This is a genomic window from Dorea sp. Marseille-P4042, assembly GCF_900290215.1.
Lineage (GTDB): Bacteria > Bacillota > Clostridia > Lachnospirales > Lachnospiraceae > Dorea > Dorea formicigenerans.
Genome location: NZ_OLMI01000001.1, coordinates 1,036,618 through 1,059,173, shown reverse-complemented (window position 1 = coordinate 1,059,173; position 22,556 = coordinate 1,036,618). Strand labels below are relative to the sequence as shown.

22 protein-coding genes and 1 pseudogene are annotated in these 22,556 nt (G+C 40.8%); 20 read left to right on the top strand and 3 right to left on the bottom strand.

Annotated features, from left to right (window positions below; translation table 11 throughout):
- Positions 1–193 precede the first annotated feature (193 nt).
- Together pdxS and pdxT are read left to right on the top strand one after the other, a co-directional pair.
- The gene (gene pdxS / locus C7E02_RS05325; protein WP_005338657.1) at positions 194–1,069 is read left to right on the top strand and encodes a pyridoxal 5'-phosphate synthase lyase subunit PdxS; all 876 of its coding nucleotides are present in this window, start codon (positions 194–196) and stop codon (positions 1,067–1,069) included.
- Position 1,070: 1 nt separating this feature from the next.
- On the top strand, positions 1,071–1,625 hold the full coding sequence (pdxT, locus tag C7E02_RS05320) for a pyridoxal 5'-phosphate synthase glutaminase subunit PdxT (protein WP_005338658.1): 555 nt from the start codon (positions 1,071–1,073) through the stop codon (positions 1,623–1,625).
- Positions 1,626–1,899: 274 nt separating this feature from the next.
- Here the strand turns inward: pdxT and C7E02_RS19365 are convergent, their stop codons facing one another.
- Positions 1,900–2,157, bottom strand: coding sequence for a hypothetical protein (locus C7E02_RS19365; RefSeq protein ID WP_186279142.1), 258 nt, complete (start codon positions 2,155–2,157; stop codon positions 1,900–1,902).
- A gap of 44 nt (positions 2,158–2,201) precedes the next feature.
- A complete protein-coding gene (locus C7E02_RS19360) occupies positions 2,202–2,501 on the bottom strand; it encodes a hypothetical protein (protein WP_203226945.1) in 300 nt (99 codons plus the stop codon).
- A 370-nt stretch (positions 2,502–2,871) separates the two neighbouring features.
- On the opposite strand from C7E02_RS19360, the gene cysK reads away from it, so the two are divergent.
- From cysK to C7E02_RS05220, 18 genes and pseudogenes are all read left to right on the top strand, one after another.
- A complete protein-coding gene (cysK, locus tag C7E02_RS05305; RefSeq protein ID WP_005338661.1) occupies positions 2,872–3,804 on the top strand; it encodes a cysteine synthase A in 933 nt (310 codons plus the stop codon).
- Between the two features lie 85 nt (positions 3,805–3,889).
- Positions 3,890–4,336: an RrF2 family transcriptional regulator gene (locus C7E02_RS05300; protein ID WP_005338662.1), complete on the top strand. Its 447-nt coding sequence runs from the start codon at positions 3,890–3,892 to the stop codon at positions 4,334–4,336.
- A gap of 86 nt (positions 4,337–4,422) precedes the next feature.
- The gene (locus tag C7E02_RS05295; RefSeq protein WP_105308978.1) at positions 4,423–5,043 is read left to right on the top strand and encodes a peptidase C39; all 621 of its coding nucleotides are present in this window, start codon (positions 4,423–4,425) and stop codon (positions 5,041–5,043) included.
- Positions 5,044–5,251: 208 nt separating this feature from the next.
- A complete protein-coding gene (locus C7E02_RS05290) occupies positions 5,252–6,823 on the top strand; it encodes an isopeptide-forming domain-containing fimbrial protein (RefSeq protein ID WP_105308977.1) in 1,572 nt (523 codons plus the stop codon).
- A 24-nt stretch (positions 6,824–6,847) separates the two neighbouring features.
- Positions 6,848–8,125: a 3-isopropylmalate dehydratase large subunit gene (gene leuC, locus C7E02_RS05285; RefSeq protein ID WP_005338665.1), complete on the top strand. Its 1,278-nt coding sequence runs from the start codon at positions 6,848–6,850 to the stop codon at positions 8,123–8,125.
- Positions 8,125–8,619 carry a 3-isopropylmalate dehydratase small subunit gene (gene leuD, locus C7E02_RS05280; protein ID WP_005334218.1) on the top strand — a complete coding sequence of 165 codons (495 nt, stop codon included), beginning with the start codon at positions 8,125–8,127 and terminating at the stop codon, positions 8,617–8,619. Before leuC ends, leuD begins: the two co-directional genes overlap by 1 nt.
- 47 nt (positions 8,620–8,666) lie before the next feature.
- Positions 8,667–10,154, top strand: coding sequence for a threonine synthase (gene thrC, locus C7E02_RS05275; RefSeq protein WP_022278457.1), 1,488 nt, complete (start codon positions 8,667–8,669; stop codon positions 10,152–10,154).
- 595 nt (positions 10,155–10,749) lie between these two features.
- Complete coding sequence (locus tag C7E02_RS05265; protein WP_022278458.1) at positions 10,750–11,007, top strand: heavy-metal-associated domain-containing protein; 258 nt, start codon at positions 10,750–10,752, stop codon at positions 11,005–11,007.
- 267 nt (positions 11,008–11,274) lie between these two features.
- The gene (locus C7E02_RS05260; RefSeq protein WP_105308976.1) at positions 11,275–12,450 is read left to right on the top strand and encodes a glycosyltransferase family 4 protein; all 1,176 of its coding nucleotides are present in this window, start codon (positions 11,275–11,277) and stop codon (positions 12,448–12,450) included.
- Positions 12,440–13,039 (top strand): TVP38/TMEM64 family protein, encoded by a 600-nt coding sequence (locus tag C7E02_RS05255; RefSeq protein WP_005338675.1) that lies wholly within the window; start codon positions 12,440–12,442, stop codon positions 13,037–13,039. The genes C7E02_RS05260 and C7E02_RS05255 overlap by 11 nt, the downstream gene beginning before the upstream one ends.
- A 64-nt stretch (positions 13,040–13,103) precedes the next feature.
- Positions 13,104–14,171 (top strand): glycosyltransferase, encoded by a 1,068-nt coding sequence (locus C7E02_RS05250; protein ID WP_242978750.1) that lies wholly within the window; start codon positions 13,104–13,106, stop codon positions 14,169–14,171.
- Positions 14,111–14,344, top strand: a pseudogene (locus tag C7E02_RS05245) (molecular chaperone Hsp90); the annotation flags it as partial. The gene C7E02_RS05250 and the pseudogene C7E02_RS05245, both read left to right, overlap by 61 nt.
- 303 nt (positions 14,345–14,647) lie before the next feature.
- Positions 14,648–15,043, top strand: a complete 396-nt coding sequence (locus tag C7E02_RS05240) for a GntR family transcriptional regulator (RefSeq protein WP_022278461.1) — start codon at positions 14,648–14,650, stop codon at positions 15,041–15,043.
- On the top strand, positions 15,040–15,924 hold the full coding sequence (locus tag C7E02_RS19645) for a hypothetical protein (RefSeq protein WP_242978749.1): 885 nt from the start codon (positions 15,040–15,042) through the stop codon (positions 15,922–15,924). Before C7E02_RS05240 ends, C7E02_RS19645 begins: the two co-directional genes overlap by 4 nt.
- 13 nt (positions 15,925–15,937) lie before the next feature.
- Positions 15,938–16,468 (top strand): PH domain-containing protein, encoded by a 531-nt coding sequence (locus C7E02_RS19640; protein ID WP_242978748.1) that lies wholly within the window; start codon positions 15,938–15,940, stop codon positions 16,466–16,468.
- Positions 16,469–16,678: 210 nt separating this feature from the next.
- Positions 16,679–17,974 (top strand): phosphopyruvate hydratase, encoded by a 1,296-nt coding sequence (eno, locus tag C7E02_RS05230; RefSeq protein ID WP_022278463.1) that lies wholly within the window; start codon positions 16,679–16,681, stop codon positions 17,972–17,974.
- A 240-nt stretch (positions 17,975–18,214) separates the two neighbouring features.
- Entirely contained in the window at positions 18,215–18,406 is a 192-nt protein-coding gene (locus C7E02_RS05225; RefSeq protein ID WP_005334199.1) for a DUF6472 family protein, read from the top strand.
- A 159-nt stretch (positions 18,407–18,565) separates the two neighbouring features.
- Entirely contained in the window at positions 18,566–22,177 is a 3,612-nt protein-coding gene (locus tag C7E02_RS05220; protein WP_105308974.1) for an ABC transporter ATP-binding protein/permease, read from the top strand.
- A 43-nt stretch (positions 22,178–22,220) separates the two neighbouring features.
- On the opposite strand, the gene C7E02_RS05215 is transcribed toward C7E02_RS05220, so the two are convergent.
- Complete coding sequence (locus C7E02_RS05215) at positions 22,221–22,556, bottom strand: helix-turn-helix domain-containing protein (RefSeq protein ID WP_005338688.1); 336 nt, start codon at positions 22,554–22,556, stop codon at positions 22,221–22,223.

The window sequence follows — 22,556 nt, the reverse complement described above, 5'->3', positions numbered from 1 at the left end:
ATCTCAGAAGGTATCTTTTGGATCTTTTTATGATTGTGTTGTGATAAGTTTAAAACTGGCTTGCTGTAAAATGTAAATACTGGCTATTTAATAAATACCAGTTTGCAGTATGATATGTATCATAGTTACGTAACACAGAGAAAAAATATTAGGAAAATAAGAAAAAATCGGATGAAGAGAAAGGTGAAGAATTATGGCAGAGAATAGATATGAATTAAACAAGCAGTTAGCACAGATGTTAAAAGGCGGAGTTATCATGGACGTAACAACACCGGAGCAGGCAAAAATCGCAGAGGCAGCAGGTGCTTGTGCAGTTATGGCGCTGGAGAGAATTCCTGCAGATATCCGTGCAGCAGGCGGGGTATCCCGTATGAGTGATCCGAAGATGATCCGCGGAATCCAGGAGGCCGTATCAATTCCGGTCATGGCAAAATGCAGGATCGGACATTTTGTGGAGGCACAGATTCTGGAAGCAATTGAGATTGACTATATCGATGAGAGTGAAGTTCTTTCACCTGCAGATGATGTATATCACATCAACAAGAGAGACTTTAAAGTGCCATTCGTATGTGGAGCAAGAGACCTTGGAGAGGCACTTCGAAGAATTGCTGAGGGAGCTTCTATGATCCGTACAAAGGGTGAGCCGGGAACAGGAGACGTTGTACAGGCTGTCCGCCATATGCGTGTGATGAATGCTGAAATCCGCAGAATTCAGAGCTTAAGAGAGGACGAGCTCTTTGAGGCGGCAAAGCAGCTTCAGGTTCCGGTTGAACTGGTAGAATATGTTCATGAGAATGGAAAGCTTCCGGTTGTAAACTTTGCTGCAGGAGGAGTTGCAACTCCGGCAGACGCAGCACTGATGATGCAGCTTGGAGCAGAAGGAGTGTTCGTAGGATCTGGAATTTTCAAATCTGGTGATCCTGCAAAACGTGCCGCAGCAATTGTAAAAGCAGTAACTAATTATACAGATGCAAAACTGATCGCAGAACTTTCCACAGATCTTGGTGAGGCAATGGTCGGAATCAATGAGCAGGAGATTGAACTTCTGATGGCAGAGAGGGGCAAATAAGATGACCGTAGCAGTACTGGCACTTCAGGGAGCATTTCTGGAACATGAACAGATGCTTAAGAAACTTGGAGCAAATTATTTTGAAATCCGTCAGAAAAAAGATCTGGACAGATCATTTGACGCTCTGATTCTTCCGGGCGGTGAGAGTACCGTGATGAGAAAACTGTTACTGGAACTTGACATTTACGATGCTTTAAAAGAGAAAATCCTGTCAGGTCTGCCAGTCTTTGGAACCTGTGCGGGACTGATCCTTCTGGCAGATGAAGTGGAAGCAGGAGTTCCGTGTTTTGGTACTATGAATATTACGGCAAAGCGTAATGCATATGGAAGACAGCTTGGAAGCTTTCATACAGATGCAGAGTTTGATGGACTTGGTCAGGTGCCGATGACATTTATCCGTGCACCGTATATCGCAGAAGCAGGGGAAGATGTCAAGATACTGGCTGAGGTAGATGGTAAAATTGTGGCTGCCAGACAGGGAAGACAGCTCGTGACAGCATTTCACCCGGAACTGGACGGGGATACGAGAATACATGAATATTTTTTGAATATGTAAGAAAATGTGATGCTATATCAGCTGGAAGCTGACTCCCACCTCTATAGGTGGTGAGAAACAAGCTGGTATCAGTGGTGGGAGTCAATCCCCCAGCTGATATAGCCTCCGGCAGGGCGCACATTGTCCGGTGGACAATGGTTTTGCGCCGACCGAAACGGAGTGTAGACTTGCAGAGGTGCGCAGTAGAAGTATGTCATTGCAATTGCATGATGCGCACCTCGCAGCAAGAATGCCTCATATATTTGCTTGATAAAATCGCTGCAACACATATTATTTAGAGTATTCTGCGTACGGTTTCAATGGGCAATTTTAACATTTCTGCAACTTTTTCAGCATTGCCTACATTTTCGTATAAATTTTTTACCAACTGTTCCGTTACCCGCTCTGTTACTTGCTCCGTTACCTGTTCCGTCACCCGTTCCGTTACCCGTTCTGTTACTTGCTCTGTCACCTGTTCTGTTACTCGTTCCGTCACTTGCTCTTCCAGTTCCTGAAATTCTTCTGCCATTAATTCTTTTAGTGCCTCACACATACTAGGTTTCGCCTCCTTTATTGCCTCCCAGTTAGCTCTTGTTATTACTTCCATCGCTGCCTGATACAACTTTGAATTCTTTTTTTCTTCATATAATGGTTACATATAAATGTTATAGTCAGTTCTTCCGGTGGAATCTCACATACATGTTCAGTATCCGACTGATAAAAGCAACAATACCCATATACTTTATAAAAATCATTAATTGTCAGATAATCCTCCGGACTTTTATATTCCACAATATTATGCTTTCGAAATATTCTCCCTATATTTTTCTGGATTTTCTCATTGTCATGAACTTTTATTACAAGTTCATCAATCTGCATGGGTTTCTTTGATAACAAATGTTCCGACTCAAATATTATTTTATCTGCTTCATCTTTGCAATAGAATATCTATGCCTACAGTTACATTTCTCTTCATATCGGATAGCAGTTTCGAACATGAAACACCGAAATGAGATGTCTTACGACTTAGAACTTTGAAAGAGTTGCAGATTGCTTCTCTTAAAGTGGTTATAGATTATCACGAAATGTGCGGACAATCAATTAATTTTATAGAATTTATAAAAACTTAAAGTATTTATAAATGGATGATGGAAAGGTGGAAAAAATATAAAACATACAAAACATAGTTGACAAGTTTGAAATGTGGTGCTATATTAATACCAACGACGAATACACACTACATTGATAGGAAAGGTAGGAAGATATCATGGCAAAGATTTACAACGGAACAATTGACTTAATTGGAAATACACCACTGGTTGAGGTTAAGAATATTGAAAAAGAATTAGGACTGGAAGCAAGAGTACTCGTAAAGCTTGAGTATTTTAATCCGGCCGGAAGTGTGAAGGACAGAATTGCAAAAGGCATGATTGAAGACGCGGAGGAAAAAGGACTTTTGAAGGAAGGATCTGTGATCATCGAGCCTACATCTGGTAATACCGGAATCGGTCTTGCGGCAATCGCAGCAGCTAAGGGATACAGAATTATCCTGACAATGCCTGAGACTATGAGTGTTGAGAGAAGAAATATCCTGAAAGCATACGGAGCAGAGATTGTGCTGACAGAAGGGGCAAAAGGAATGAAAGGTGCCATTGCAAAAGCAGATGAACTTGCAAAAGAAATTCCGAACAGTTTTATTCCGGGACAGTTTGTGAACCCGGCAAACCCGGCAGCACACAGAGCAACAACAGGACCGGAGATCTGGAATGATACAGACGGAGATGTGGATATCTTTATCGCAGGAGTTGGTACAGGTGGAACACTGACTGGAGTTGGAGAGTATCTGAAAGAAAAGAAACCAGATATTAAAATTGTAGCACTTGAGCCTGCAACATCACCAGTACTTTCAGAAGGTAAGAGCGGAGCACACAAGATCCAGGGAATCGGAGCAGGATTCGTTCCAGATGTACTGAATACAAAAGTATATGATGAGATAATTACAGTTGAGAATGACGATGCATTTGCTACAGGAAAACTTCTTGCAAAACACGAAGGAGTTCTGGTAGGTATTTCATCAGGAGCAGCTCTCTGGGCAGCAATTGATTATGCAAAACGTCCGGAAAATAAAGGTAAAACTATTGTAGCATTACTTCCGGATAACGGAGACAGATATTATTCAACCCCTCTGTTCGCTGAGTAAGATTAAAAAAGAGAGTGAATAGATATTGACGTAGGACAGCGGGCAAAAGCCGGCTGTCTGATACGTTAAACTAGAGGAGAAGATTATGAAACTTTCGATGAAGAGCAGATATGGCCTGCGGGCATTAATTGATCTTTCAGTAAATTCTAAAAATGAGCAGGTAGCATTGGGGGGCATCGCGGAGAGAAATAATATCTCTCCACAGTATCTGGAACAGGTATTTGCGAGCCTTAGAAAAGCAGGAATTGTTAAGAGTATAAAAGGATCTCAGGGCGGATATTTTTTAAATAAACCTGCAGAACAGATTACAATTTCAGAGGTGATCGAAGCCCTGGAAGGTGATTATAGAATCGAGGCTGAAGATGTGCCGGAAGACTGTGACTATAAAGCAGCACCGGAGGCAATACAAAAACTGGTCATAGACAAGGTGAATTACGAACTGGAGAAGATATTGACAGGCATTACACTTTATGATCTGGAAAAAGAGTACCAGACATATGTAGACTATGGACAGGATATGTATTATATCTAAAGATTGAAATTTGTTTCTTATGCAACAGATTAGTTTTTTATTCATGGTGGATGCGATATCCGTCAGTTTTTCTAAAGGAGACAGGCATGAAAAATCCATTACATTATCAGTTTTCAGAATATGACTGCGGACCGACATCTATGCAGAATGCCATCAGTTTTTTATTCGAACGAGAGGAAATTCCACCGGAAGTCTTGCGCAACATTATGCTATATTGTCTGGACTGCTATAGCAGTGAAGGAGTTCCCGGAAAAAGTGGAACGTCCTGCGCTGCCATGATGTTTCTGTCGAACTGGCTGAACAGCATGGGGAATCTTGGGATTCTCCCTGTAAAAAGCCGTTATCTGTCCGGAAAAGAAGTGTATCTTGGAAATGAAAGCTATGTTAATGACGCTCTCAGAAGAGGAGGCGCTGTTGTGCTGCGTCTGTTTTCTGATGAGTGGCACTATGTTCTTCTTACAGGCGAAGAGGGGGAACATGTCTACATGTTTGATCCGTATTATGATCAGGAAGGATATGGTCTTGATGACATACAGATTGTCGAAAATTGTCCGACGCGCTATAATCGCATTGTGCCGTGGAAATATTTTAATAAAATTGCGTTAAAGGCCTATTCTCTGGGGCCTTATCAGGGGCGGGAGGCAATCATCCTTTTTAATAAGAACACAGAGCTTACGTCTGAGAAAACCATCGAATATTTTATTTAAAAGTGCTATTGACAAATCATAGCATTCTGGCTATGATAATAGCACTCGTCTAAGAAATTCTAATTTTCAGTAACACATCATGGGGTGTATCCCCAACGAAGGGAATTTATTTCTTCCCAGATTTCCAAAACGAGAAAACAGGTGAAGGGAGGTCTTTTTTGTAACCCATAAACAACAGATTCATTGATCATTAAGAGGAGAATTGCATATGGAGAAAAAAGGAGTTTATTTTGCCCGTAAGTTCATTTTGGCAGTAGGGGTGTTCTTTTTGTTACTCATTTTGCTGGCAGTGAATGCAGAAGCAAAGGAAGTATCCCTTGTAAAAGGGGATGCAATCAGGTATATGGGATATTCGACCCATTATTATTACGTGGATGGTAATCTGGCATTTTGTCTGGAGCCAGATATGAAATCACCGGGGAATGGTGCATATAGCGCATCAGAATTGGATCCGAAGTCACATCTTAGTAAAGCAATGTATTACATGTACGGTGGACCGGGATATGAGCAATATATCAAAAGTTCACTGACCGGAGGCTGGGGTGAAGATGCCAATGCTTATTGTCTGACCCATTGTGTATTATCATACATTTATGACGGCTGCGATCAGAACAGTGCGGCGTTTAAAGGCCTGAATGCAGACATTGCCAGTGCGGTAGTCATGTATGCAGATTATGTAAAAAATCTTCCGGATATACCAGATGCAGAGCTGGCATTTTCTGAAAATGGGCTGACGGCCTATTATGACCGGGAACAGAAATGTCAGAGAACCCAAAGTATTCGTCTTGTAGGGGATACGGCAAATAGTATCACCGTTCCGCTTCCTGATGGAGTCATGCTTGTTAATGAGACGAGGGGCACGAGCGAAGGTGGAAATGTGAAAGTATCGGGAGGAGACACATTTTATTTAAGGGCAGATGTTGCATATGGAAATGGAACGACTTGGAGCAGTGGTGAAATCAGAGGAGAAATTGCAAAATCATGGAAAATTCTTCTGGTCAAGACCGGAAATGGAAGTCAGGATATTGGGACAGCTTCTATGCAGCAGATTATATCATCACCAATCGAATTGCAGGTAAAATGGCTGGATAGGCCGGAGCTTCAGGTAGAAAAAAATGCAGATAAGTCCGGTAAAACTTATAAATTAGGGGATATTATTACATACACGCTGGATGTGACTCAGCAGATTGAAAAAGCCATTGCAAAAAATGTGGTGATCACGGATACGATTCTTACAGAAGGAGTAAAACTTCAGAAAAATTCAGTGATATTGTTAAATGAAAACGGTGAGAAAATTCCTGACGCAAAGATTACAGTGCAGGGGAATTCTTACACAATCCATGCAGGGGAATTCCTGGAGGGACCGGAAAGCGGTCAGAAGTACACGGTAGAATATCAGGTTGCAATTACTGACGAGAGCGTAATAGGAAAAGAGATTGAAAATGAAGTAGTTGTGTGTTCTGAAAATGCAGAAGAAGTTAAAGACAGAGAGACTGTGAAAGTAGAAGAAGAACCAAAACCTGAGCCGGGAGAGCCGAAAGTGAAAGAACCGACACCGGAGGAGCCGAAAGTGGAAGAACCGAAAGTAGAAGAACCGCAGATACCTGTTACACCGGCAGTTACATCGGCGAAATCATTAAAAGCATCAACTGTGAAAACGGGAGATGCAGCAAATATAACAGGAATTATCCTAATACTGATTCTTTCTTGCACCGTGATTGTGCTGTGTGGTACAATGAACGCATGGCGAAAAGCTAAGAAACATCATAAAAAGCACTAATGGAAAGAACAGGAGGTTGTCGTGATGGGAATGACAATGACGCAGAAAATATTAGCTGCGCATGCTGGAATGGATCATGTAGAAGCCGGACAGTTAATAGAAGCAAAATTAGACGTAGTAATGGCAAATGATATTACAGGACCGATGGCACTGCCGATTTTAAAGCAGATGTCCGACACTGTATTCGATAAGAATAAAGTAGTATTTGTACCAGATCATTTTACACCGAACAAAGATATCAAATCCGCAGAGAATTCAAAAGCAATCCGTGAGTTTGCAAAAGCACAGGGACTGCACTGGTATTTTGAACAGGGAAAATCCGGAGTAGAGCATGCGATTCTTCCGGAGGCAGGAGTTGTTGCAGCCGGTGAACTGATTATCGGAGCAGACTCACATACCTGTACATATGGAGCACTTGGAGCATTTTCAACAGGTGTGGGTACCACAGATATCGCAACAGGAATGGCTATGGGAGAGCTGTGGTTTAAAGTGCCGGCTGCAATCAAATTCGTATTAACTGGAAAACCGGGCAAGTATGTAAGTGGTAAAGATATTATCATTCACATCATTGGAAAGATTGGCGTAGACGGTGCCCTTTACAAATCTATGGAATTTACCGGAGACGGAATTGCCAATCTGTCTATGGACGATCGTTTTACAATGGCGAACATGGCAATCGAGGCAGGTGCAAAGAACGGAATCTTCCCGGTAGACGACAAGACAATCCAGTATCTGAATGAGCATACAAAGAAAGAATATACAGTCTATGAAGCCGATGAGGACGCTGAATATGAGCAGGTCGTTGAGATCGATCTTGCAGAAGTCCGTCCAACCGTTGCATTCCCACATCTTCCTGGAAACGCAAAAACGATCGATGAGATCGAGGCTATGGAGCCGATCAAGATCGATCAGGTTGTTATTGGATCCTGTACGAATGGACGTATGGAAGACATGAGAAAGGCAGCAGCAATTCTCAAAGGTCATAAAGTACACGAAGATGTACGTGTTATGGTAATTCCGGCTACTCAGAAGATTTACAAACAGTGTATCCACGAAGGACTGATGGATATTTTCGTAGATGCAGGATGTGCAGTGAATACACCGAGCTGCGGACCATGTATGGGTGGACATATGGGTGTTATGGCAGCAGGAGAAAAGTGTGTATCGACAACGAACCGTAACTTTGTAGGAAGAATGGGACATGTAGATTCCCTGATTTATCTTGCATCACCGGAAGTAGCAGCAGCAAGTGCAATTGCAGGATGCATCGCAAATCCTGAGAAAGTGGAGGTCGTTGAATAATGAAAGCAAAAGGACATGTATTTAAATATGGAGACAACGTAGATACAGACGTAATCATTCCGGCAAGATACCTGAATTCTTTTGATGCACAGGAACTTGCAAGCCATGCAATGGCAGATATTGATCCGGAATTTGTAAATAAGGTACAGCCGGGAGATCTGATTGTGGCAAATAAGAACTTTGGATGTGGATCCTCCAGAGAGCATGCGCCACTGTGTCTGAAAACAGCAGGAGTAAGCTGTGTTATAGCAGAGACATTTGCCAGAATCTTCTATAGAAATGCAATTAATATCGGACTTCCGATCATCGAATGTCCAGAGGCTGCGAAAGGAATTGAAGCCGGAGACGAAGTGGAAGTTGATTTTGATAATGGTATGATCTATAATCGTACAAAAGGAACGGAATTTAAGGGACAGCCATTCCCGGAATTCATGCAGAAACTGATTGCAGCAGGCGGACTTGTAAAATATACAAATAGTAAAAAAGTAAAATAAAAGTGATGCCAGGCAGAGAATTACAGGATCATAGAAGGGTGGAACAGATGGATTTATATTATAAAAGTACAAGAAATTCTAATTTGAAAGTGACTGCATCGGAAGCAATTTTAAAAGGACTTGCTCCGGACGGAGGGCTTTTTGTGCCGGAGAAGCTTCCGGTACTTGGAAAGTCTATGGAAGAACTGAAGAATCTGAACTATCAGGATACTGCTTATGAAGTTATGAAGTGTTTCCTTACAGATTTTACAGAAGAAGAGTTAAGGAATTGTATTGAAAAAGCATATGACAGCAAGTTTGATGATGAGGCAATTGCTCCACTTGTAAAAGTAGAAGATACTTATTATCTGGAACTGTTCCATGGAGCAACGATTGCATTTAAAGATATGGCACTTTCTATCCTGCCACATCTGATGACAACATCTGCAAAGAAGAATCAGGTGAAGAATGAGATTGTAATTCTGACTGCCACATCCGGAGATACAGGAAAAGCTGCCATGGCAGGATTCGCGGATGTAGAAGGAACAAGGATTATCGTATTTTATCCAAAGAATGGTGTCAGCAAAGTACAGGAACTCCAGATGAGAACCCAGAAAGGGGCAAATGTAGATGTAGTTGCAATTCATGGAAACTTTGATAATGCCCAGAGTGGAGTAAAGCAGATGTTCGAAGATCAGGAACTTGCAAAAGAACTGGCTGATAAGGGATACCAGTTCTCATCAGCAAACTCCATCAATATCGGACGTCTTGTACCACAGGTCGCTTATTATGTATATGCATATACAAAACTGCTTGCAAATGGAGAGATTAAAGACGGCGAGAAGATTAATGTAGTCGTACCGACTGGTAACTTTGGAAATATTCTGGCAGCATACTATGCAAAGAATCTAGGTGTACCAATCGCAAAATTAATCTGCGCTTCTAATGATAATAAGGTATTGTATGATTTCTTCCAGACAGGAACGTATGATAAGAACCGTGAGTTTGTATTAACGACATCACCTTCCATGGATATCTTGATTTCCAGCAACCTGGAGCGTCTGATCTATCTCATCTGTGGTGAAGATTCCGAGAAGACAAAAGAGCTGATGGAAGAGCTTAAGACAACCGGAAAGTATACAATTACACCGGAAATGAAAGAAAAACTAGCTGATTTTGCTGCCGGATATTCTACAGAAGAAGAGACGGCAGAAAGTATTCATGATACCTATCAGAAGACAGGATATGTCATGGATACACATACAGCAGTTGCAGCTCATGTATGCGGACAGTATCGCGCTAAGAGCGGTGATCAGACAAAATGTGTCATTGCATCTACAGCAAGCCCATACAAATTCGTAAAGAGTGTGATGAGCGCTATCGATGCGGAGAATGCAAATGCAGATGAATTTGATCTTCTCCCAAAACTGCAGGAAGTATCCGGTGTTCCGATGCCACAGGCAATTAAAGATATTCTGGATGCAAAAATACTTCATGATCTGGAATGTGATGCAGATAAGATGAAAGAGACCGTAAAAGGGATTCTGAACGTATAGAAGAAAATAAATTTTGTAAGAGGATGGAGCTAAAGGAAGATAAATATTAGAACTATAGGTAAAATAGATAGAAAAATATATAGCTGTATAACGAAAGATATTGTAACGGATGAAGCAATTATCACAGATGAAAGAATACAGCATATAAGGGAAAGGCATCCTAATGATTACGAATGCTATTATGATGCAATGAAAGAAATAGTGGAAACGTTTATTAAAAAATAAGACAATTCTTTACAAAAGAGAATAAAAATGCTATGATAAGAATACAATAAATAAGAAGTTACTTGAGGTGGAGGAATTCGTACCCGTCCACACGCCGAGAGCTTGACAGGGGAAACCCGAGAGACGCAGGAGAATGGTATGCCTGCCAAGTAGCTTCTTAGTAAAAAAATAGTTACTCAGTATAAAACCTCTCCGAAGCTGACATGAAAGCTTGGAGAGGTTATTTGCGTTATTGATAAAAAAGTTTCAGCAGTCAGAAATTGCAAACCACATACTTGACTTATACCATATAGGGGTATAAGGTGAATGTGTAAGAAAGAGTTCCATATTAATTTAATTCAAAGACAGATATAGAAGCAGGAGGCAGATTATGATAAAGACGGTATTAAAAGTAAATGGTATGATGTGTGGCATGTGTGAAGCGCATATGAATGATCTGGTGCGTAAGAATTTTCAGGTAAAAAAAGTTACTTCTTCAGTAAAAGATGGTGAGACAGTTGTGATCAGTGAGGAAAACTTGGATATCCCGTTCCTGAAAAAGGAAATCAAAGAGATTGGCTATGAACTGGTAGACGTCCATACAGAGCCATATGAGAAAAAAGGATTCTTTCATTTTGGAAAGAAATAATCGTAAGAAATAAAAACAAGAGAATAGAGTATCTCGGAATAAAAGGTTGGGAACACATGTCCCTGTGAAGTTTGAATGGATAACTTCGCAGGGCTTTTTTATAATAGAAAATTACATTTCCTATTATGAAAAAAGTCGTCATGCAGAAATCGTACTTGTAGTAAGAAAATCTTGTGGGAATCTTTAAGAAATATTTAGAATTGACTGCGTTTATTTTAAGAACCGGGTGATAAGCTTGTTACTGTAAGGAAGAGGAGGTAATGAACAATGAAAATACTGATTACAACAGACTGGTACAGACCTGTGATAAATGGAGTTGTGACTTCCGTGTTAAATCTGACAGAGCAATTGGAAAAACGTGGTCATGAAGTAAAGGTTCTGACGCTTTCCAGAAACTGTCATTCATATAAAGAGGAAAATGTGATCTATGCAGGATCGGTAGGTATGGGAAAGATATATCCACAGGCAAGGGTGAAGATTCCGGTTGTGGCGGGAGAATATATGGAAGAGCTGCTTGCATGGAAGCCGGATCTGATTCATTCCCAGTGCGAATTCTCTACATTTTTTCTGGCAAAGAGAATTGCAGGAGAACTAGATATTCCAATCATTCACACATACCATACTGTATATGAGGATTACACACATTATTTCTCACCACAGAAAGCATGGGGCAGGAGCCTGGTACAGATGATGACAAGAAAATTATCAGATCAGGTGGATGCCATGATTGCACCAAGTGGAAAGATAGAGCGGATTCTGGAAGGCTACCGGGTAAGTTGTCCGGTCAGTGTTGTACCGTCTGGAATTGATACAGAAAAATACAGAAGACGAATTGATGATGGAAGCAGAGAGGCGCTTCGGGAACGATATGGCATAAAGGAAGAAGAGATTGTTTTCGTTTATGTTGGGAGAATGGCAAAAGAAAAGAACATTGAAGAGTTGCTTTGGTATCAAAAAAGTATACAAAACAATATAAAACTTGTCTTAGTAGGAGACGGGCCATATAGAACTACACTGGAAGAAAAGGCAAAAGAATATCAAGTAACAGATAGTGTAATCTTTACAGGAATGGTGTCGCCAGATGAAGTCGCCAGATATTATCAGATTGGAGATCTTTTCGTCAGCGCATCAACAAGCGAAACACAGGGTATGACATATGATGAGGCACTGGCTGGTGGAGTACCGCTTTTATGTAGAAAAGATGACTGCCTGAAAGAGGTAGTTACGGAAGGAAAGAATGGCTGGCAGTATGAAAATGAGTCTATGTACCTTGAGTGTATACAGAAATGGAAGGAGTTCAGTGAAGATGAAAAGAGGAGAATGCGCAATACAGCAGTTCGGACAGCAGATCAGTTTTCAAAAGAGAGCTTTGCGAAGCGGGTGGAGAGGGTTTACCTGGCAGCGCTGGAAGAAAGAAAAAGACGGAATGTCTATGCAGCTTAATGATAGAAATCAAATGGCGAAAATATGGAATCTGGTCTCACTTGCCGGGTTATTGATCTGTGTAGCACTTGCATTTTGGGCATATAAAAATGGCATTCTGGATTCTGTGGATACATTACAGGCATTTATTGCTAAGTTCGGATATGGAGGAATGGCAATTTTTGTACTGATTCAGATTGTCCAGGTAGTCATTCCGATTCTTCCAGGAGGAATCAGCTGCCTGGGAGGAGTGATTTTCTTCGGGCCATGGCTTGGATTCGTATATAATTATATAGGAATCTGTATTGGTTCACTGGCAGCATTTGGAATATCCAGAATGATGGGACGTCCGGTTTTATATAAGATGTTCTCGGAAAAATTGGTTCAGAAATATGATTCCTGGACAGAAAAAGACAGCCGGTTCTTAAAATTATTTACACTGGCAATCTTTTTTCCGGTAGCACCAGATGACTTCTTATGTTATCTGGCAGGAACGACGAAGATGACATGGAAGCAGTTCTCGCTTGTCATTTTGCTTGGAAAACCATGTTCCATTGCACTTTACAGTCTGGGACTTACGACAGCATTTCGGATGATATTCTCAGTCTAATGTGTTATCGGTAGAAGGTAAAATGTTACACCTTGAAGAAAGATTAAGAATGGGGGATGAAATTATGAAGACATATATATACGAAGGTGGTTTTGGAATTGTTGCAAAAAGTGGTGTGGGCAGTGCAATCAAACACCAGAAGAATATGTTGAAGCAGGCAGATATTGAAGAAGCAAAAAGCTGGAAAGAGGCGGATATTGTACACATTAATACGGTATTTCCGGATTCCGTGCTGGCAGCCTGTCTGGCAAAAATGCAAGGTAAGAAAGTCGTCTATTATGGACATTCAACGATGGAGGACTTCCGGAACTCTTTTATCGGTTCCAACCGTTTCGCACCTCTTTTTAAGAAATGGATCTGTTTCTGCTACGGTCTTGGAGATATTGTCATTACACCGACAGAGTATTCCAAAGGTCTTTTGAAAAGCTATGGAATCCAAAAGAAAATCTATGCTGTTTCCAATGGAGTAGATACGGAATTTTTCCAATCCAGAAATAAAGAGAAAGAAAAGCAGGAGATTCATGAGAAATATAAAATTCCAATGAATCGTAAAGTGGTTGTATCAGCAGGGCATCTGATTCAGAGAAAAGGTATTCTGGATTTCCTAAAGCTGGCAAAGATGATGCCGGAAACAACCTTTATCTGGTTTGGAGGCGGAAATGACAGCCTGGTGACACAAGAAGTAAAAGAAGCAGTAAAAAAGAAAAGTGAAAATGTAATCTTTGCCGGATATGTGGAAGCAGAAGAACTTCGGAACGCCTACTGCGGAGCCGACGCATTTGCATTCTTCAGCTATGAAGAGACGGAAGGGATAGTAGTGCTGGAGGCACTTGCCTGTGAAGTGCCGGTAGTCCTGCGGGATATCCCTGTATATAAAGGATGGATTCAAGATCAAATGCAGGCATATAAAGTACATAATCTGGAAGAATATAAGCATAATTTGATGCATATTTTCAAGAAAGAGCAAGAAGAATTAAAGAGGAATGCAAGAGAACTTGCAGAACAAAGAAGCATTCGAAGTGCTGGTGAAAGATTAAAAGTTGTCTATCGACTGTCTGGGGTGAATGAGGAGAAGAGACAAAGAAATTCATCGCTGAGATGGAAGAAGATATTATTCCAATTGATGGACTGATCGCATTTGCAGAGTCCGATGCAGGAGCAAAAGTATTTGGCGGACCGGAAAAAGCCAAAGGTGTAGCAGAGCACGGAAGAGAGATTAAAGCAGCAGGAGCAAAGTATTGTGACTGCCCGGCATGCGCAGCAGTAGAAGCAATCCTCAGTAAGAAAGAGGAGTTGTTGGGATAGAAATAATATAGAGGGCATTCTCGAACACATACTACGAGTATAAGGAATGCGTCAAAAAGGGAATATGCTAAAAAGAAAGATATAGATGTCGTGGATTTGAAAACCGAATTTGCAATGTTTATATCTTTTTTATTTTGCATGAGCGTTAAAAAGAATATGCGTTAAATGAAGAGATGAATGATTGTATTGCAAGAAATGATACAAAATTATTGTATTATGTGTATTATGTGTTATAATACAATAAAAGCGAAGATATAAAATCCTTGTTGCAAGATAAGATAATGGATTCAGAAGGAGACAATCATGATTATTAAGATCAATACAAAATCAGAGACATCGATTTACCTGCAGCTGCGCAATGAGATTGTGAAGGGAATCGGAAAAGGTGAATTCGAGAGGGGAGAATCGTTGCCAACGGTTCGTCAGATGGCTATGGAACTTGGGGTAAATACAATGACCGTCAGTAAAGCATATCAGTTATTAAAGGCAGAAGGTTTTATCGAGACTGACCGGAGAAAGGGAACTGTTGTCTGTAATTTACGGGATTCTAGAAGAAGTTCAGATGGAGAATTTCAGGAGAAACTCAAGGATGAACTGGAACTTCTGAGCGCAGAGGCAACGATTCGAGGCATGGATCAAAATGATTTTATAGAATTATGCCGTAAGGCATTTCAGGGAATGGAGGTTGCATTTTCATGATTTTAGCAATCATATTCTTAATAACAGATCTTTTTATGGTGGGAATTGCCTATGCAGTGTATGGAAGAACAGCAATAGCAGGTTACAGTGATGGAATGGTTCTTGGAGTACATATACGACGTGAGAAGCAGGAAGATCCAGTGCTTGTAGAATTTATGAAAAATTATAAAAAAGATGTGCGGAAGGTTTATCTGGGACTTGGTATATCCGGAGTTGTTATTTGTGGATTGTGTTTCTGGTATACATCGATATTTATGTGTGTGTGGTGTGTATGGTTTCTGTGTTATATTGTGGGCGCAGTCGGTGTCATGTTCAGAAATCACAGGAAACTTTATGATTTGAAAATCCAATATAGATGGGGAACGTTGGGAGAAGATACAGAAGACAGCACGACAATGGCAGGGGTCGATACTAAGACTATGATGCATAGTGAGAGAATGAGTCTGCCATTATGGTATCATATTGTCTTGATTCTAATACTGGCAGTTCCATTTGCTTTTAAAGGCTTTCGAATTTATCTTGGAACGTTTTCCGAGAATTCACAGGGCTGGATTTTATTTTTAACCTCTGTAATTGTCGGCGTTGTATTTCTGTGGATTGCATGGATATTCAAAAGAGGAGCGAACCGGATTTACAGTGAGAATTCGGAGCTGAATTTCAGAATTAATTATCTGGAAAAGAGGAGCTGGAGTATCTGCTTTCTTGTGGCAAATATTTGTAATGCGATTGCCTGGCTCTATCTTGCGTATAGAATGACAAAAGAAGAATGGATTTATAATCTGGATATTATTATATATGTCGCAGTGACGTGTGTACCTGTAATAATTGCTATAGCAACTTCTATGTGGATTAAGAAACAAAAAAAATGTACTACAAAGTGAAGATGAAACGCCAATGTATATGGATGATGATTACTATTGGAGAAATGGCTGGTATGATAATCCGGGTGACCCAAGATTATTTGTGCAGGACAGATTCAACAGTATGAATTATACAACAAACGTTGGAAAGCCGGCAGGAAGGTATATGTTCGGTGGCATTTGTATTGTAGTTGTAGTACTTTTGTTCTGGATGTGTATTGTCTTTTTAAGAATGGATTTTACACCGATTCGTCTTGTAGCAGATGGAACGGAAGTCAGAATTACTTCCGGATATACGAATACAACTATGAAGAAAAAAGAGATTCGGAGTGTAAAATTATTAGAGAACGGACTGCCGGAGGATTATTACAACCGGACAAATGGATCTTCAGACGAGAAACAGCTGCTGGGAAAATTTGAAGGAAAGAAGACTGGAAAATGCCGGATGTATGTGTGGCTGGACCAGGAAAATGTGATTGAAATTAAGGCGACAGATTATACCGTGTTTATTAATAGTAAAGATACAGATGAGATGAATACATGGTATCAAGAATTGCTGAAGTGAATATAGAAATTCAGATAGTATATAAATGAGAAAAATAGTATGTAAATGAGAAAAAAAGTTCTTGCAATTTGATCATGGTTAGCATATGCTAATTGTGGTTAGATACTTCTAATCATTGTGTGAATAAATCATTTGAACTCCCAGATACCGGAAGTGGATCCAGCTTCCGGCGGAGTTCTGTAAAATGAAACGATGAAAGGGGATACGAACATGGACTACTTGGAAATTGAAAAAGTCATCGGAAGAGAAATACTGGATTCCAGAGGAAATCCGACAGTAGAAGCTGAGGTACATCTGGTAGATGGAACGATTGCCAGAGGCACAGCACCGAGTGGAGCTTCCACAGGAGAATTTGAGGCATTGGAACTTCGAGACGCTGATCCGAACCGTTATGGCGGAAAGGGTGTTCAGAAAGCAGTTGAAAATATAAATACAGTCATTAATGATACAATTACAGGTATGGATGCATCTGATATCTATGCGATTGATGGTGCTATGATCAAAGCAGATGGAACAAAAGGAAAGACAAACCTTGGTGCAAATGCAATTCTTGCTGTATCCATTGCCTGCTGCCGTGCAGCATCTATTTCCTTAGATATTCCGCTTTATAGATTTTTGGGTGGTATTTCAGGAAACCGTCTTCCGGTACCGATGATGAATATCATCAACGGAGGCTGCCATGCATTGTCTTCCGGACTTGATGTACAGGAGTTCATGATTATGCCAGTCGGGGCACCGAGTTTTAAAGAGTGTCTGCGCTGGTGTGCAGAAGTGTTCCACGCACTTGCATCAATCTTAAAAGAAAGAGGACTTGCGACATCTGTCGGTGATGAAGGAGGATTTGCTCCTGCATTGAAATCTGATGAGGAAGCGATTGAGACGATTCTGGAAGCAGTGAAGAAAGCCGGCTATGAGCCTGGACGTGATTTCAGAATTGCCATGGATGCAGCTTCTTCTGAGTGGAAGACAGGAACAGTCGGAGAATATAAGCTCCCAAAAGCAGGAACTGTTTATACGTCAGAGCAGTTAATTGAGCACTGGAAGAAACTGGTTGAGAAATATCCAATCATTTCCATCGAAGATGCATTGGACGAGGAAGACTGGGAAGGCTGGAAGAAACTGACAGCCGAACTTGGAGATAAAGTTCAGCTGGTTGGTGACGATTTATTTGTTACAAATACAGAGAGACTGGAAAAAGGAATCAAGATGGGATGCGCAAACTCCATTCTGATCAAGCTGAATCAGATTGGTTCTGTATCCGAGACACTGGAGGCTATTAAGATGGCACACAAAGCCGGATACACGGCAATTGCTTCACATCGTTCTGGCGAGACTGCGGATACTACAATCGCTGACCTGGCAGTTGCGCTTAACACATGCCAGATTAAAACAGGAGCACCGTCAAGATCTGAGCGTGTCGCAAAATACAATCAGCTTCTTCGCATTGAAGAGCAGCTTGGAGATACAGCTGTATATCCTGGAATCGGAGCATTTAACGTAAAGTAGGAAAATGTAAGAAGATGAAGAACGTTAAGAGCACTTTCCATAAAAATGTTCTTTTCCTAAAATAACAGAATGCGAAACCTATAAAAAGACGTCTGGAACTTGTAGAAGAAATTCATACTTGTTTCAGGCGTTTTTTGCTGTCAATAAAAAAGTTCCTGTGATGCTCTTTTTGTGCTATGATAAGTAAGAACGTTTGTGAAAAAAGAGAAAATACAGAATTACATGGAAGGAAAAGAAAAAATGGCAAAGACCACTCAGAGAGGTAGTTGTGAGACTTGTACGTATTATACATATGATGAAGAATACGAAAGCTATATGTGTGATGTCAATATGGACGAGGACGAATATATGCGTCTGATCTCTGACCAGCACTATCAATGTCCATATTATAGAAATGGTGATGACTATCGCATTGTAAGACACCAGATGTAATCATTTGAAAATCTTATAAAATTGTATGGAATATACATTTAAAGTACATATCTAAAACTTTTATTAAAAACATTTCTCAGTGTGAAAAAGTATACAAATTTACGCTATAATTAGATGAACTAAAAATTACAGTCAAAATATAACTATAGGAGAATTTGAATGCTTCAAATACAACACATCAAAAAAGAGTACCGGACGGGAAGTCTGGTACAGAAGGCTCTGGACGATGTGAGTCTGAATCTGAGAGATAATGAATTCGTAGCAATCTTAGGTCCCAGTGGTTCCGGTAAAACCACGCTTCTGAATATTATCGGAGGACTGGACCGCTATGACAGCGGAGATCTTATCATCAACGGCATTTCCACGAAAAAATATAAGGACAGAGACTGGGATTCGTACCGTAATCATACGATTGGTTTTGTATTCCAAAGCTACAATCTGATTCCACATCAGACGGTGCTTGCAAATGTTGAGCTGGCACTGACAATTTCGGGAGTCGGGAAGGAAGAGCGAAGAAAGCGTGCAGTGGATGCACTGGAGAAGGTGGGTCTTGGGCAGCAGCTTCATAAGAAGCCGAACCAGATGTCGGGAGGCCAGATGCAGAGAGTTGCAATTGCAAGAGCGCTGGTCAATGATCCGGAGATCCTGCTTGCAGATGAGCCGACAGGAGCACTGGACAGTGACACCAGTGTGCAGGTCATGGATCTTCTTAGAGAGGTGGCGAAAGACCGTCTGGTCGTTATGGTCACACATAACCCGGAACTGGCAGAGCAGTATGCGACCAGGATCGTCAATCTGAAAGATGGAAAGATCCGTTCGGACACAGATGAATATATTGTGGAAGAGGAAAATCTGGCACCGCCGGAGCATAAGAATATGGGGAAATCTTCCATGTCTTTTCTGACTGCACTGTCACTGAGTTTTAATAACTTAAGGACAAAGAAAGCAAGAACCCTTCTGACTTCTTTTGCAGGATCTATTGGAATTATCGGAATTGCACTGATTCTGGCTCTTTCAAATGGCGTCAACGCTTATATCCGGTCCATTGAGGAGGAGACATTGTCTGAATATCCGCTGCAGATACAAAGTACCGGATTTGATCTCACTTCCATGATGGTGGGTATGAATGGGGATCCTGAAAGCAGTGATGATAAGAAAAGTGGAAAAGATAAAGACAAGGTAAAGGTCATGCAGGTAGTCACCAATATGTTTTCAAAGATGGATTCCAATGATCTTGGAGCTTTGAAAAGATATCTGGACAGCGGAGAATCTAAGATTCATGACTATACAAAAGCAATAGAATATTCTTACAATGTGATGCCGCAGTTGTTCCGACAGGACGGTGACAATGTTCGCCAGGTCAATCCGGATCAGTCATTTTCCTCATTGGGACTTGGTGCATCAGAAGGTTCGAACAGCCTGATGTCCTCCATGATGAGTACTAATGTGTTCTTTGAGATGCCGGAAAATACGGATCTATATGAAGATCAGTATGATGTGAAAGCCGGAAGATGGCCGAAAAAATATAACGAATGCGTTCTTGTGCTGACGCCGGATGGTTCTATGAGCGACTTCTTATTATATACATTGGGACTCAGAGACCAGGTTGAACTCGATGATATGATTAAGCAGTTCATCAACGAAGAGACGATAAAAACTCCCAAAGATATCGGAAGTTATACCTATGATGATATTATAGGAAAGACATTTAAACTGGTAAATGCTTCAGATTATTATGAATACGACGACCAATATCAGGTGTGGAAAGACAAAACTGACAATGCGGATTACATGAAAAAACTGGTCGAAGACGGTGAGAATGTAAAAATTGTGGGAATCGTGCAGTCAGCCGAAGATGCGAAGGCTTCATCACTGACACCGGGAATTAACTATACCGCAGACCTTGTAAATCATGTGGCAGAACAGGCAAAAGGCAGCGAGATTGTAAAACAGCAGCTTGCGAATCCGAATATAAATGTATTTACCGGGGAAGAATTTGGCAATACAGATGGGAACAATGGATTTGACATGAATTCTCTGTTCAGTATAGATGAGGATGCCATGAAAAACGCATTTGGTTTTGACAGCAGTGCCATGAACAATCTTGGAAGTTCCATGGATCTGTCGGGACTTGATCTTTCCAAGGCATTTCAGATGGACGGAAATTCTATGGATTTGTCCGGTATGGTGAATCTGGATCAGGTAGAAATCAACATGGGCAATATGCCACAGATGAATCTGGGGGATATTCTTACGAATCTGGATGTACAGGTCAATGCGGATGGCATGCAGAAAATGTTAATTAGCCTTTCGGAAGGTTATCAGGAATATGTAAAGAGTCATCCGGAAGCAGATTATTCCAATCTTGGAAATCAGATTGCAGAATATCTGACTTCCGATCAGGCAAAGGCCATTATTCAGAAATATTTGAAAGACATTCTGAAAACTAACGGGGAAGTTACGATTACACCAGAGCAGATTCAGGAACTGTTGACCAGCGTGATGAGTGATTTTCAAAGCTGGCTTGTAGAGCAGAACGCTAATCCGGGCGCAGAGGAATTTGGAACGTACTTCCAGCAGTATCTACAGACCGGGCGTGCCAATGCAATTGTAAATAAATGGGCCAATGAAATATTTGGAAATATAGATTTCAACATTTCCAGTGACACACTGCAAGCTATGGCAAAGGAACTGGCAGATGGGTATACTGCATATGCAAAGGAAAAGAATTATGCAGATCCGACAAAGATGGCAGAGAATTTTGTGAATTATATAAAGACGGATGATGGAAAGAGGCGCCTGAATCAGGGACTTTCTGAGGCAATCAATATGGACAGTCTCCAAAAGCAGATCAGCACGGCCATGAGTAGCTACATGGGTCAGACCATGAGTGCATATACCGGTGCTATTTCTCAGGCAATCAGTACACAGATGACATCCGCTATGAGTCAGGTGACCACGCAGCTTGCCGGTGGACTTGAAACGGTTATGACATCTGCCATGAGCCGGATTGGAGAAAATCTGCAAAAAGCACTGGGAGGCTCTATGAACTTTAATGCCGATGCATTTTCAAATGCATTCCAGTTCAATATGACGGAAGATGATCTGACGGAACTTATGATGTCCATGTCTGGGACACAGAGCGCTTCCTATGATAATAATCTGCAGCAGCTCGGATATGCAGATTTCAGTCATCCGAGTTCCATTTCCATTTATCCAAAAGACTTTGATAACAAAGAAAAAGTGGTAGAGGTTCTGGATCATTATAATCAGCAAATGGAAGACGAGGGAAAAGAAGAACAGGTGATTTCTTATACAGATATAGTAGGAACAATGATGTCATCCGTGACCACTATTATCAATACGATCAGTTATGTATTAATTGCATTTGTGGCAATTTCCCTGATCGTATCATCGATTATGATTGGAGTTATTACCTATATTAGTGTGCTGGAGCGAAAGAAAGAGATTGGTATTTTAAGAGCCATTGGAGCATCCAAAGGAAATATATCACAAGTATTTAATGCAGAGACATTTATCATCGGACTTTGCGCCGGACTTATCGGTATCGGACTGACGCTTTTGATATTGATCCCGGGAAATATGCTGATACATGCACTTGCAGATAATGACCGGGTCAGTGCAATCCTTCCAATCGTACCGGCGATCGTACTGATTCTTTTAAGTGTGGTGCTTACCTTACTTGGCGGATTGATTCCTTCCAGGAAAGCTGCCAAGAGTGATCCGGTGACCGCACTTCGAACGGAATAAAAAAACAGTCCATACAATCTGAAAAGAGCGTATGGGCTGTTTTTTATCTTTTTTGTGTAAGGTATCTTGTTAAAGTCCGTAGTAGTAATAATATTTCTTCTTGATGTTGAAAATCAAGTTTGTTAAACGTAGAAAGAAGAGAACTTTCTTTTTTGGAAAGTAAAAGAGAAGGAGTAGAAGTGCTAATTTCTAAGACTTCATCTGCTGAAAGTCCATACAAATTAATCAGTGTTGCAAATGTTTGAAGATCTGGTTCAGCAACATTATTTTCATAACCGGAAAGGGATTTTTTATTGATACCGGTTAGTTCCATCACTTGTTTCTGAGTGAATTCTTTGTTTTCTCGTGCATTTTTTAAGACAGCGCCAATATCCTTCAT

What these genes read in the sequence shown, in the direction of transcription:
- pdxS (WP_005338657.1), top strand. Translation starts at nt 194, where the DNA reads ATGGCAGAGAATAGATATGAATTAAACAAGCAGTTAGCACAGATGTTA.
- pdxT (WP_005338658.1), top strand. Translation starts at nt 1,071, where the DNA reads ATGACCGTAGCAGTACTGGCACTTCAGGGAGCATTTCTGGAACATGAA.
- C7E02_RS19365 (WP_186279142.1), bottom strand. Translation starts at nt 2,157, where the DNA reads ATGTGTGAGGCACTAAAAGAATTAATGGCAGAAGAATTTCAGGAACTG.
- cysK (WP_005338661.1), top strand. Translation starts at nt 2,872, where the DNA reads ATGGCAAAGATTTACAACGGAACAATTGACTTAATTGGAAATACACCA.
- C7E02_RS05300 (WP_005338662.1), top strand. Translation starts at nt 3,890, where the DNA reads ATGAAACTTTCGATGAAGAGCAGATATGGCCTGCGGGCATTAATTGAT.
- C7E02_RS05295 (WP_105308978.1), top strand. Translation starts at nt 4,423, where the DNA reads ATGAAAAATCCATTACATTATCAGTTTTCAGAATATGACTGCGGACCG.
- C7E02_RS05290 (WP_105308977.1), top strand. Translation starts at nt 5,252, where the DNA reads ATGGAGAAAAAAGGAGTTTATTTTGCCCGTAAGTTCATTTTGGCAGTA.
- leuC (WP_005338665.1), top strand. Translation starts at nt 6,848, where the DNA reads ATGGGAATGACAATGACGCAGAAAATATTAGCTGCGCATGCTGGAATG.
- leuD (WP_005334218.1), top strand. Translation starts at nt 8,125, where the DNA reads ATGAAAGCAAAAGGACATGTATTTAAATATGGAGACAACGTAGATACA.
- thrC (WP_022278457.1), top strand. Translation starts at nt 8,667, where the DNA reads ATGGATTTATATTATAAAAGTACAAGAAATTCTAATTTGAAAGTGACT.
- C7E02_RS05265 (WP_022278458.1), top strand. Translation starts at nt 10,750, where the DNA reads ATGATAAAGACGGTATTAAAAGTAAATGGTATGATGTGTGGCATGTGT.
- C7E02_RS05260 (WP_105308976.1), top strand. Translation starts at nt 11,275, where the DNA reads ATGAAAATACTGATTACAACAGACTGGTACAGACCTGTGATAAATGGA.
- C7E02_RS05255 (WP_005338675.1), top strand. Translation starts at nt 12,440, where the DNA reads ATGCAGCTTAATGATAGAAATCAAATGGCGAAAATATGGAATCTGGTC.
- C7E02_RS05250 (WP_242978750.1), top strand. Translation starts at nt 13,104, where the DNA reads ATGAAGACATATATATACGAAGGTGGTTTTGGAATTGTTGCAAAAAGT.
- C7E02_RS05240 (WP_022278461.1), top strand. Translation starts at nt 14,648, where the DNA reads ATGATTATTAAGATCAATACAAAATCAGAGACATCGATTTACCTGCAG.
- C7E02_RS19645 (WP_242978749.1), top strand. Translation starts at nt 15,040, where the DNA reads ATGATTTTAGCAATCATATTCTTAATAACAGATCTTTTTATGGTGGGA.
- C7E02_RS19640 (WP_242978748.1), top strand. Translation starts at nt 15,938, where the DNA reads ATGTATATGGATGATGATTACTATTGGAGAAATGGCTGGTATGATAAT.
- eno (WP_022278463.1), top strand. Translation starts at nt 16,679, where the DNA reads ATGGACTACTTGGAAATTGAAAAAGTCATCGGAAGAGAAATACTGGAT.
- C7E02_RS05225 (WP_005334199.1), top strand. Translation starts at nt 18,215, where the DNA reads ATGGCAAAGACCACTCAGAGAGGTAGTTGTGAGACTTGTACGTATTAT.
- C7E02_RS05220 (WP_105308974.1), top strand. Translation starts at nt 18,566, where the DNA reads ATGCTTCAAATACAACACATCAAAAAAGAGTACCGGACGGGAAGTCTG.
- C7E02_RS05215 (WP_005338688.1), bottom strand. Translation starts at nt 22,556, where the DNA reads ATGAAGGATATTGGCGCTGTCTTAAAAAATGCACGAGAAAACAAAGAA.